This is a genomic window from Paracoccus binzhouensis (assembly GCF_016446475.1).
Lineage (GTDB): Bacteria > Pseudomonadota > Alphaproteobacteria > Rhodobacterales > Rhodobacteraceae > Paracoccus > Paracoccus binzhouensis.
In genome coordinates this window covers 1-11,414 of sequence record NZ_JAEHFP010000131.1, presented here as the reverse complement: position 1 = coordinate 11,414, position 11,414 = coordinate 1, and the positions used below count along the sequence as shown (strand labels likewise).

The 11,414-nt window shown below is 70.7% G+C and carries 10 protein-coding genes and 1 pseudogene; 2 read left to right on the top strand and 9 right to left on the bottom strand.

Annotation, left to right across the window (positions count from 1 at the left end; all coding sequences use genetic code 11):
- Positions 1 to 567: pseudogene (locus tag I9P22_RS20775) on the top strand (saccharopine dehydrogenase); the annotation flags it as partial.
- 96 nt (positions 568 to 663) lie between these two features.
- The gene (locus I9P22_RS20770) at positions 664 to 1,872 is read left to right on the top strand and encodes a PQQ-dependent sugar dehydrogenase (RefSeq protein WP_199261723.1); all 1,209 of its coding nucleotides are present in this window, start codon (positions 664 to 666) and stop codon (positions 1,870 to 1,872) included.
- A gap of 19 nt (positions 1,873 to 1,891) precedes the next feature.
- Here the strand turns inward: I9P22_RS20770 and I9P22_RS20765 are convergent, their stop codons facing one another.
- The 9 genes from I9P22_RS20765 to I9P22_RS20725 all read right to left on the bottom strand — a co-directional run.
- A complete protein-coding gene (locus I9P22_RS20765; protein ID WP_199261721.1) occupies positions 1,892 to 2,263 on the bottom strand; it encodes a DUF3775 domain-containing protein in 372 nt (123 codons plus the stop codon).
- 49 nt (positions 2,264 to 2,312) lie between these two features.
- A complete protein-coding gene (locus tag I9P22_RS20760) occupies positions 2,313 to 2,960 on the bottom strand; it encodes a sulfotransferase family 2 domain-containing protein (RefSeq protein WP_199261719.1) in 648 nt (215 codons plus the stop codon).
- Entirely contained in the window at positions 2,957 to 4,762 is a 1,806-nt protein-coding gene (mutL, locus tag I9P22_RS20755) for a DNA mismatch repair endonuclease MutL (protein ID WP_199261716.1), read from the bottom strand. Before mutL ends, I9P22_RS20760 begins: the two co-directional genes overlap by 4 nt.
- A 43-nt stretch (positions 4,763 to 4,805) precedes the next feature.
- Positions 4,806 to 6,119: a M16 family metallopeptidase gene (locus tag I9P22_RS20750; RefSeq protein ID WP_199261714.1), complete on the bottom strand. Its 1,314-nt coding sequence runs from the start codon at positions 6,117 to 6,119 to the stop codon at positions 4,806 to 4,808.
- On the bottom strand, positions 6,116 to 7,534 hold the full coding sequence (locus I9P22_RS20745; RefSeq protein WP_199261712.1) for a M16 family metallopeptidase: 1,419 nt from the start codon (positions 7,532 to 7,534) through the stop codon (positions 6,116 to 6,118). The genes I9P22_RS20750 and I9P22_RS20745 overlap by 4 nt, the downstream gene beginning before the upstream one ends.
- A 105-nt stretch (positions 7,535 to 7,639) precedes the next feature.
- Positions 7,640 to 8,203, bottom strand: coding sequence for a DUF3035 domain-containing protein (locus I9P22_RS20740; protein ID WP_199261710.1), 564 nt, complete (start codon positions 8,201 to 8,203; stop codon positions 7,640 to 7,642).
- A 33-nt stretch (positions 8,204 to 8,236) separates the two neighbouring features.
- Complete coding sequence (gene lspA, locus I9P22_RS20735; RefSeq protein ID WP_199261708.1) at positions 8,237 to 8,929, bottom strand: signal peptidase II; 693 nt, start codon at positions 8,927 to 8,929, stop codon at positions 8,237 to 8,239.
- Entirely contained in the window at positions 8,929 to 10,518 is a 1,590-nt protein-coding gene (gene purH / locus I9P22_RS20730; protein WP_199261706.1) for a bifunctional phosphoribosylaminoimidazolecarboxamide formyltransferase/IMP cyclohydrolase, read from the bottom strand. Before purH ends, lspA begins: the two co-directional genes overlap by 1 nt.
- Before the next feature lie 39 nt (positions 10,519 to 10,557).
- Positions 10,558 to 11,414, bottom strand: an 857-nt coding sequence (locus tag I9P22_RS20725; RefSeq protein WP_199261704.1) for a heparinase II/III family protein, incomplete at its 5' end; no start/stop codon positions are given.

Sequence of the window (11,414 nt, the reverse complement as noted above, 5' to 3'; positions counted from 1 at the left end):
AACCGCGAACTGCTGCTCGAGGAACTGCGGGCCGAGCTGGACGCCACCGGCGCGCCGCGGCCGCGCGCCATCGTCGTCGGCGCGCTCGGCCGGGTCGGCAGCGGCGCCTCGGACCTGCTGGCGGCCATGGGTGCGCCGGTCACCCGCTGGGACATGGCCGAGACCGCCGGCGGCGGCCCCTTCCCCGAGATCCTGGCGCATGAGCTGTTCGTCAACTGCATCCTCGCCGGCCCGGACAGCCCGGTGCTGGTCCCGCCGGAAGCGGTCGTTCCTGCCCGCCTGCTGACGGTGATCGGCGATGTCGCCTGCGACCCGACCAGCGCCTTCAACCCGGTCCGGGTCTATGACCGGGTCACCGACTGGGCGCATCCCGTCATCCGGGTCGCCGAGCAGCCGCCGCTGGACGTGATGGCGATCGACAACCTGCCCTCGCTGCTGCCGCGCGAAAGCGCGGTGGATTATGCCGGGCAGCTGCTGCCGGTGCTGGAAGGGCTCGACCGGATCGAGGCAGGGCCCTGGGGCCGGGCGCATAGCCTGTTTGACAGGCAACTGGCGGCGCTGGCTTGAAGCCTTGTCGCGGCGGAACAACCCCGCCGCGCGCGTGTTGATCTGCGTTAACCCATCGCGACGCCGCTGGCGACGCCCGAACGCGACGGAGAAGCCATGACCCCCATCCGCGTCCCTGCCTGGTTGCTGGCCGCCGCCCTTCCCCTGGCCGCGGCACCGGCCCTGGCCGATTTCAACGACTATCCGCCGAACGCGCCGGATCAGACGCCGGCTTTCCAGAACCAGACCCGCGCGCCGGTGCTGCCGCAGGCGCTGCGCCTGGCCCGCACGCCGCTGGTCGAGGGGCTGCGCGATCCCTGGGGCATGGCGCTTCTGCCCGATGGCAGCCTGCTGCTGACCGAAAAGCCGGGTGCCATGCGGATCTATCGCGACGGCAGGCTTTCGGCGCCGCTGAGGGGCCTGCCCAAGGTCGATGCCCGCGGCCAGGGCGGCCTGCTGGACGTAGCCGTCGCGGCGGATTTCGCCCGCAGCCGGCAGGTCTGGTTCAGCTTCTCGGAGCCGCGCGGCAATGGCGAGAACGGAACGGCGGTTGGCACCGGCCGGCTGTCGCCGGACGGCACCGCGCTCGAGGAGGTGCGGGTCATCTTCCGCCAGCAGCCGGGCGTCGATTCGCCGCAGCATTTCGGCTCGCGCCTGGTCTTTGGCCGCGACGGCTATCTCTATGTCACCACGGGCGAGCGCGGTCTGCCGCCGGACATGCCAGTGGCGCAGGACCTGGGCAACCATCTGGGCAAGGTGCTGCGCATCGACCCCACCACCGGCAAGGCGGCGCCGGGCAATCCCTTCGCCGGCGGGCAGGGACAGCCCGAGATCTGGTCCTATGGCCATCGCAACATCCAGGCTGCGGCGCTGGACCCGCAGGGCCGGCTCTGGACGGTCGAGCACGGCCCGCAGGGCGGGGACGAACTGAACCGGCCGCAGGCGGGGCGCAATTACGGCTGGCCGGTCATCAGCTATGGCGAGAATTACGACGGCAATCCCATCGACGGCGGCCTGACCGCGCGGCAGGGGATGGAGCAGCCGGTCTATTACTGGGATCCGGTGATCGCCCCCAGCGGCATGGTGTTCTACCAGGGCGACATGTTCCCGGAATGGCGCGGCGATGCGCTGATCGGCGGCCTGCGCGCCGAGGCCGTGGTGCGGCTGAAGATCCAGGGCGACCGCGTCGCCGGGGAGCAGCGGCTGGTGCAGGGCATCGGCCGGGTGCGCGACGTCGAGATCGCCCCGGACGGCGCGCTGCTGGTGCTGATCGACGGCGATCCCGGCGCGCTGATCCGGCTGACCCGACGCGGCGCGCAGCCCTAGACGCGCGTTCAGACCCCGTTCAGACCGGGCGGTGCAGGTCGTCCTCGACCTCCTCGGGGGAAATGCCCAGGGCCTCCATCCCGGCTTCCAGGTAATCGGCCAGCTGCGGCTCGCCCATCAGGTAATCCTCGGTCGGGCTGCGGCGCTCGGTCTTGGCGGTCTCGATCGCCTCCTCCAGGTCCTCGGGGCCGAAAGTGTCGCGGCCGATCCACATCACCGCGACCAGGCTGGCCTGCTCGTCCTCGTTCAGGCTGGCGATGAACTCGGCCAGCTCGGTCTGGGTGCCGTGGCCCTTGCGGTGCCCGCTATGCGCCCAGGCGTTCACGCCGCTGTCGTATTCGCGGGCGCGGATGATGACATGGGCGATCTTTTCGGGACTGATTTCCAGCATGGCGGCACCTCCGGCATATGCCCATTTGTCGCCCCGCGCAGCGCCGGGGTCAATCCGGATCGAAGCGATAGCCGAAGCGGGCGATGTCCTCGGCCGCCAGGCGTGCGACCAGCGCAGCGCTGTCCCCGTCATAGGCCGCACGCCAGTCGCCACGGACCGAACGGTTCTCATGCGGCAGCGGGCGCAGGGAAAAGCCCAGATGCCGCTCCAGCGCCGGCAGGTCGTCGTCGAGATGCTCCAGCCGCAGGTAAAGCCCCGGCCGCTCGCCCGCCGAGCCGGTCAGGTAATGCCGCGCCGGCACCGCAAGCTGCCTCTGCGTCAGCGGCGCGCGCAGGAAATCGGCAAAGCCGAGGGTCTTGGCCAGCCGGACCGAGGCATGATCGAAGCTCTGGCCCCGCAGCCAGCTGTGATAGCTGACCGCCCGCGCCCAGGGATTGCGCACCAGGGTGAAGGGCAGGTAGCCCGCCAGCAGTTCCGGCGCGACCAGCCCCTCGATATCGGCCAGCGTCGAATGCTTCCACAGCCGGCCGCGCGCCGTCGCGCCCTTGACCCGGCGGCGGCGGTTGCGGCCCTTGGGCGTGTCGGACAGGATGATGTCGTCGCGGCCGACCCGCGATTCCAGCGCCAGCGTCAGCGAGGTGCCGCCGGTCTTGGGAATATGCACGAAGACATAGCGGTGCCGGTGCGAGACGATCATCGCCCGAACAGCCGCTCGATATCCGCCAGCTTCAGCTCGATCCAGGTCGGGCGGCCGTGGTTGCATTGCCCGGATTTCGGCACCCGCTCCATCTCGCGCAAGAGCGCGTTCATCTCCTCGGCCGACATGCGCCGGCCCGAGCGCACCGAGCCGTGGCAGGCCATCGAGGACAGCACCGCATCGACCCGTGCCCGCAGCCGGTCCGATGCGCCCTGATCGGCCAGGTCGTCCAGGATGTCGCGGATCAGCGCCGCGGCGTTCAGGCGCTGGATCAGCGCCGGCACCTCGCGCACCGCCACCGCGCCGCCGCCGAAGGGCTCGATCACCAGCCCCAGCGCCGCCAGTTCATCGGCAATAGCGAGGATACGATGGGCCTCGGCTTCGGATAGCTCGACGATCTCGGGGATCAGCAGCGCCTGGGTGGCGATGCCGTTCGCGTCAAGCTGCGCCTTCAGCCGCTCGTAGACCAGCCGCTCATGCGCGGCATGCTGGTCGACGATGACGATGCCGTCGGCGGTCTGGGCGATGATCCAGTTCTCGTGCAGCTGCGCGCGGGCGGCGCCCAGCGGCGCATCCTCGGCTGGAGCTTCCAGCTCGGGCTCGACGCGGGCGGTCGGGGTTTCGGCAAAGCCCGGCGCCTGGAAGGCAAGGCTCGCCGCGATCGCCGCCGCCGAAGGACGCGCCGGGGCATAGCTCGCCTGATAGGCGCGCGGCGCCGGTTCCGGCCGCGCCGCCGCCAGCGCCGCTGTGGCCACGGTGGTGGAACTGCGATGCCCGGCCCCGGCCAGTGCGTGACGCAGGGCGCTGACCACCAGCCCGCGGGCGATGTCGGGCTCGCGGAACCGCACCTCGGCCTTGGCGGGATGCACGTTCACGTCAACCTGATGCGGCTCGCAGGTCAGGAACAGCACCGCCGCCGGATGCCGGCCCGAAGGCAGCACGTCCATATAGCCCGCCCGCAGCGCCCCGGTCAGCAGCTTGTCGCGCACCGGGCGGCCGTTGACGTAGAGATGCTGCGCCACCGCGGCGCCGCGCGAATAGGTCGGCAGCGCGGCAAAGCCGGTCAGGGTGATGCCGTCGCGCGTCGCGTCGATGGGCAGGGCGTTGTCGATGAAGTCGCGGCCCATGACGCGCGCCAGCCGGGTCTGCAGGGCGCCGAACAGCTCGCCCTGCTCGGCATCGGCGCGGAACAGCAGCTTGCCCTCGTCCTCGTCGGTAAGGGTGAAGCCGACATAGGGCTCGGCCATGGCCAGGCGGCGGATCACCTCGGCCACGGCCTGGGTCTCGGCCCGATCGCTGCGCAGAAATTTCAGCCGCGCCGGGGTGGCGAAGAACAGGTCGCGCAGCTCGACCACGGTGCCGCGATTGCCGGCGGCCGGCCTGACCGGGCCGATGCGGCCGCCCGAGACCGCGATCTGCGCCCCGTCGAAACCGGCGGCGCGGCTTGTGATCACAAGCCGGCCGACGGCGCCCAGGCTGGGCAGCGCCTCGCCGCGAAAGCCGAAGCTGCGGATGTCCAGAAGGTCGCTGCCGTCGATCTTGCTGGTGGCGTGCCGGGCCAGGGCCAGCGGCAGGTCCTCGGCGGTCATGCCGCAGCCGTCGTCGCTGACCCGGATCAGCGCCTTGCCGCCCTTGGCGATGGCGACCTCCACCCGGGTGGCGCCGGCGTCCAACGCGTTCTCGACCAGTTCCTTGACCGCCGAGGCCGGACGCTCGACCACCTCGCCGGCGGCGATGCGGTTGGCGGCGGCCTCGTCCAGTTGCCGGATGATCGGGCGCATCTTGGGGGCATGAGTGTTCATGCCCCCAGATCTAGCATTTCCCGGCGCAGCGGGAAAGGATTCGTCAGTTGGTGGCGTCGATGCCCTCGGGCCGGCCGACCAGCACAAAGCGGATCTGGTCGGCATGCAGCAGGCGCTGCGCGAGGCGCTGCACGTCCGCGGCCGTCACCGCCTCGATCTTGCCGTTGCGGGTGTTGACATAATCCGCCGGCAGGCCGATCAGCTGCATGCCGGCTAGGATGCCGGCGATCTTGCCGTTGCCGTCGAAGCGCAGCGGATATTCCCCGGTCAGGTAGGTCTTGGCGTCGGCCAGTTCCTTTTCCGTCACGCCGCCCTGGGCGAAACGGTCCCATTCGCTGCGGATCAGGCCCACGGCCTCGGCCACCTTGTCATTGGCGCTGGCCATGCCGCCCTGCCAGGTCTCGCCGTAAAGCCCGTTCGACAGGCCGGTGCCGACGCCATAGGTCAGGCCGCGCTTCTCGCGGATCTCGTCCATCAGCCGCGAGGAGAAGCCGCCGCCGCCGAGGATGTGGTCGGCGACGAAGGCAGCGAAATAGTCCGGGTCGGACATCGGCAGGCCGGGCTGGGCAAAGCTGACCACCGTCTGCGGGCTGTCCCAGTCGATCACCGTCACCCCGCCGGTCAGCTGCAGCCGGGCCTTGCCGGGCAGCGGCGCCGAGCCCTGCTCGGGCAGGTCGCCCAGGATGGTGTCGATCAGCTGGCCCAGATCCTCGGGCGTGATGTCGCCGGCCGCCGCCACCACCACGCGGTCGCGGGCCAGCACCCGGTCCTTGGCGGCGACCAGGTCCTCGCGGGTCAGCGCCGCCACCGAGTCGCGCGTGCCGTTGATCGAGGTCGCATAGGGATGCTCGCCCCAGGCCTGCCGCGCCAGTTCCTTGCTGGCGATGGCGTTCGGGTCGGTCGCCTCGGAGCGGATCACCGCCTGCAGCTGCGCCCGCACCCGCTCGACGGCATCGGGATCGAAGCGCGGCTCGACCAGCGCCTGGCGCAGCAGCTCGGCCGCCTGGTCGCGATTCTCGGTCAGCATGCGGGCGTTCACGGTCAGCGCGTCGTCGCCGACATCGAAGCGGTTCTGCGCCCCCAGCCCCTCGACCGCCTCGGCATATTGCACCGAGTCCATGTCGCCCGAGCCCTCTTCCAGCAGCGCGGTCATCAGGCTCATCTCGCCGCGCTTGCCGGGCGCGTCGAGGCTGGCGCCGCCCTTGAACATCAGCGACAGCGCGGTGAAAGGGATCGAGTGATCCTCGACCAGCCAGGCCTTGATGCCGCCGGGCGAGGTGATCTGCTGGATCTCGATGGCGCGGGCAGGCAACGAGGCCAAGGCGACGAAGACAAGGGTGGCAAGGGCGCGGATCATTCGACTTCCCCCGGTTTTGCGGCATCGGCAGGGACGGGTTGCGGGGCGGCAGCGGCCGTGTCGGCCTTGGCCTCGGCCGGCGCATCCGGCGGTGGCAGCAGCCAGCCGGTGACGGGGGCCGGGTTTTCCAGCACCAGCTTGGCAGCGGCGCGGATGTCCTCGGGCGTGACGGCGGCCAGGATGTCGGGCCAGTCGTTCACGTCCTCGATGGTCAGGCCGGTGGCCAGGCCCTGGCCATAGTCATAGGCCCGGCCATGCGCCGAATCCTGGGAATAGACGCGGGCAGCGCGGATCCGGGTCTTGACCCGCTCCAGCTGCGCCGGGTCGGGCCCGTCGGCCAGGAACTTCGCCAGCGCCGCGTCCAGCGCCGCCTCGGCATCCTCGTTGCTGACACCGGGCGCCGGCACCATCGAGAGGCCGAAGGTGGTCGGATCGACCGAGAACCCGTCATAGGAGGCGTCGACGTAAAGCGCCTTGCCGGTCAGCACCAGATCGCGGGCCAGGACCGAGGTCTGGCTGGAGCCCGCCAGCAGTTCCGCCAGCACCGTCAGCGCCGCGGCGGTCTGCTGCTCGCCCCGGTTGCGTTCGGGCGCGATCACGCTGCGGATCATCACCGGCTGGGCGACGCGCGGGTCCACCCGCTCCATCCGCCGGGGCGAGCGCTGGATCGGTTCCTGCGGGCGCGGCTTGCGGGCGGCGTCGGGCTTGGCCGGCACCGGGCCGTAATATGTCTCGGCCAGTTCGCGCACGTCTTCGGCCGTCACGTCGCCGGCGATGACCAGCACCGCGGCGTTCGGGGCGTAATGCGCATCATACCAGGCGATGGCGTCCTCGCGCGTCAGGCCCTCCATCTCCTGCCGCCAGCCGATCACCGGGCGGCCGTAAGGGTGGTTGTAGAACTGCACCGCGCTGCGTTCCTCGGCGAATTGCGCGCCGGGGTCGCTGTCGGTGCGCTGCGAGCGTTCCTCCAGCACCACCTGGCGCTCGGCCTGCCAGTCATCCTCGCCGATCTTCAGATTGGCCATGCGGTCGGCCTCCATCTCCATGATCAGCGGCAGCCGGTCGCTGGCGATGCGCTGGAAATAGGTGGTGTAGTCGTAGCTGGTAAAGGCGTTGTCCATGCCGCCATTGGCGGTCACGGTCTTGCTGAGCTCGCCCGGCCCCAGCTTGTCGGTGCCCTTGAACATCAGGTGTTCCAGGTAATGCGCGATGCCGGACTTGCCGGGCTGCTCGTCGGCCGAGCCGATGCGATACCACAGCATCTGCACGACCACCGGGGCGCGGTGATCCTCGATCACCACGGCCTCGAGGCCGTTTTCCAGGGTGAAATGGCTGATCCCCTTGGGCATTTCGGCCAGCGCGGGGGTCACGGCCAATGCCAGCGCCAGCGGCGCCAGACGAGAAAGGATGGTCATGGGCAGGCTCCGGTTCCGGGTCGCGCCAAGACCCTGCCTTGCGCCGCCCGGCCGCGCAAGACCGCCGCCCGTCATCTAAGCGTGATCGGGGACCGGCGGCCGCGCTCAGTCGCCGTGCATGATCGGCGCCTGGTCAGCCGGCCGCACCGTCGCCGCCTCGCCGCGGTTGCGGGGCGGGGCGGCGGGCAGCTGCACGCCGGTCGGGCGCCAGCGCTCAAGCTCGGCCCAGCTGTCCAGGGTCATCGCATCATAGGCGCGGTAATAGACATTGGTCCGCGCCAGCACCTCGAGCAGCCGGCGCGAGTGGCGGCTGCGCCATTCGACATCTTCCTGCGCGGTGGTCTGGCGGATCGCCGGATCGCGGCCCAACCGCGAGGCATAGGCGATCAGCGCGCCATCCGCCGCGCCGACACCCTGCGCGGAAAGCTGGCCGGGATTGCCGCCCAGCACCGCCACCGCATCGGCCTGCGGCGTCGGATCGGTGATGTTGCTGCCGCCCGGCGTGGGCGCGGGCAGCACGTTCAGGTCCGCCGGCATCTGCAGGGGCTTGGTCGGCAGGATCGCGAATTCGTCGGGACTGGACCGGCCGGAATCGAGATTCATCAGATGCGGATCGGTGCTGCAGGCGGCCAGGCCCAGCATGGTCATCATCAGCGCGATCGCCCGCATCTCTTCCGTCCCTCACGTTCTTCTGGCGCCGTTCTAGCGTGAATTCCCGGCGCCGTCACGGGTCTTGTCGTCCAGGGCCAGCTCGGCCTGCGCCTCGTCGCCGGCGGCAGGCGGTTCTTCGGCCGCCGGGCGCGGTTTCGGCGTCCGCGGCCTGGCCGGGGCCCGGCGCTTCTTCGGCTCGGGCTTGCGTTCCGGCGGCAGCAGCACCAGCCCCAGCGCCCCCAGGAAAATGGCGATGTCGGCGACGTTGAAGCTGTAGGGGTTGCGCCAGCCGGGCAGCGACATGTTCAGGAAATCCGCCACCGCGCCATAAAGCAGCCGGTCCACGACATTGCCCAGCGCGCCGCCGATCAGCAGCCCGGCCGAGATCTGCGCAAAGCGCGTGGGCTTCGAGCGGCCGATCCAGATCCCGACCCACAGGCAGACCGCGATGGCGATGGCGATCAGCACCCAGCGCATCACCTCCACGTCGCTGGCGAACAGGCCGAAATTCATGCCCTGGTTCCAGGCCATGCGCAGGTTCAGCCAAGGGTCCAGCAGGTCGATCTCGCGCACCCGGTCCAGCTGCAGGACATGCACGACCAGGTATTTCAGCGCCTGATCCAGCAGGAAGATCAGCCCCGCCGTCAGCAGGACCGGTCGCCAGACCCGCGGCGGCGGCTTCTTCGCACGCCGCCTGGGGGCCGCCGGGCTTTTCCGCGGCTTGGGGGTCGCGGTCTCGGCCATCAGTGCCGGAAATGCCGCTGGCCGGTAAAGACCATCGCCAGCCCCAGCCGGTCGGCGGCCGCGATCACCTCGTCGTCGCGCATCGAGCCGCCGGGCTGGATCACCGCCCGCGCGCCCGCCGCCGCCAGGGCCTCGATGCCGTCCGCGAAGGGGAAGAAGGCGTCGGAGGCCACGGCCGAGCCGATGGTCAGCGCCTGGGCCAGGCCCAGCGCCTCGGCCATGTCCTCGGACTTGCGCTTGCCGATGCGGGTCGAATCGACCCGGCTCATCTGGCCGGCGCCGATGCCGACCGTCGCCAGCTCGCGCGCATAGACGATGGCGTTCGACTTCACGTGCTTGGCCACAGTCCAGGCGAAAAGCAGGTCGGCCAGCTCCTGATCGGTCGGCTGGCGTTTCGTCACCACCTTCAGGTCGGCGGGCAGGATCACGCCATTGTCGCGGCCCTGCACCAGGAAGCCGCCGGCGACCTGGCGGAAGGCCAGGCCCGGCGCCCTAGGATCGGGCAGCCCGCCGGTGGTCAGCAGGCGCAGGTTCTTCTTGGCGGCGAAGATCTGCTTCGCCTCGTCGGTGGCCTCGGGGGCGATGACCACCTCGGTGAAGATCTCGGTGATCGCCTGCGCGGTCTCGGCGTCGAGCGCGGTGTTCAGCGCGATGATGCCGCCGAAGGCCGAAGTGCGATCGCAGTCGAAGGCGCGCCGATAGGCGTCCACCGCCGTCTCGCCCCGGGCCACGCCGCAGGGGTTGGCGTGCTTGATGATCGCCACCGCCGGCCCTTCGGCCGGGTCGAACTCGGCCACCAGCTCGAAGGCGGCGTCGGTGTCGTTGATGTTGTTGTAGCTGAGTTCCTTGCCCTGCCATTGCCGCGCCGCGGCGACGCCCGGCCGGTCCGAACCGTCCGTGTAGAAGGCGGCGGACTGGTGCGGGTTCTCGCCATAGCGCAGGCTTTGCGCCAAGGTACCCGAGAAGCTGCGGCGGCGCGGCGTTTCCTCGCCGATGGCCTGCGCCATCCAGGTCGAGACCGCGGCGTCATAAGCGGCGGTGCGGGCATAGGCGATCTGCGCCTGCCGCTGGCGGAAGGCATAGGTCGTGGTGTCGTCGTTGGCGTCGAGCTCGGCCAGCACGGCGGCGTAATCCTGCACGTCCACCACCACCGTCACGAAGGCGTGGTTCTTGGAGGCGGCGCGGATCATCGCCGGGCCGCCGATGTCGATGTTCTCGATGCAATCGTCATAGGCGGCGCCCTTGGCCACCGTCGCCTCGAACGGGTAGAGGTTGACGACCAGCAGGTCGATCATGCCGATCCGGTGCGATTTCGCGGCGGCCATGTGCTCTTCGTTGTCGCGCAGCGCCAGCAGGCCGCCGTGGACCACCGGATGCAGCGTCTTGACCCGGCCGTCCATCATTTCGGGAAAGCCGGTCACGTCGGCCACGTCCACCACCGTCAGCCCGGCCTCGCGCAGCGCCTTGGCGGTGCCGCCCGTGGACAGGATCTCGACGCCCCGCGCCGAAAGCGCCCGCGCGAAGTCGATCAGCCCGGTCTTGTCGGAAACGGAAATCAGCGCGCGCTTCAGCGGAATGCGGTCGGTCATCGGTCGGGGTCCCGTGCGGTGGATGGCGGATTTGGCCCGTCACCTACCCCCGGAACGCGCCAAGGTCCAGCCGATCTGGATGGCCCGGCCCTGCAGATGCGCGGAAATCACCATCTGGCGCGAGGGGCGCGGCTCGGCCAGCGCGCGGTCCAGCACGCAGGACGCCTCCAGCCGCAGCTGGCCCACGCCGTCATGCGAAAAGAGCCAGACCTCGCCGGTCGGCAGGGTCAGATGGATCTCCTGCCCCTGCTGGCGGGCCTGGACCTCGGGGTGCAGGTGGAAGCGGATGTCGAAGGCCAGCCCCTCGTCCGGGCGGACCTGGTCCAGCCGCGCCTGGGCGCTGGCATCCAGCGCCGCCAGCGAATCCTCGCCGCGCAGGCCCATGCCGTCGGGATCGAGCCAGAGCTCGCGCAGATGCGTCAGCCCGTGGCTGGCCAGCCAGCCGTCATGGCCGGCCAGCAGATGCGCCGGTTCCGGGGAATGCACCGGGCCGCAATCCGGGGCGGTCAGGTTGCCGAGCGCATCGCAATCGCCGGCCCAGACCAGATCGGGGCGCTCGGTCAGGATGTCGGGCTCGCCCTCCTGCCGGTTCGGGTTCAGCCGCGAGGACGAGAGGCCGGCCAGGCACAGCGCCGAATGGCAGGGCGTGGCGCGGCTGGCCCTGGCCCAGAGCGGGCCGAAGCCGTCGCCGGGGCCGCAATTCACGATCAGCGGCTGGCGCGCCACGGTCAGCTCGAAGGCCAGGGTCGAGGCATGGGCGCGCACCGCCGCCGGCCCGCCGGGCGGCGGCGCGGCATCGAGGATCAGCGTGCTGCGCGCCCGCGCCATGCGGGCGAATCCCATGGCAAGCCCATGCGCGGGCAGCGCCGCGCCCTCGGCGGCGCGCAGGCAGCGGT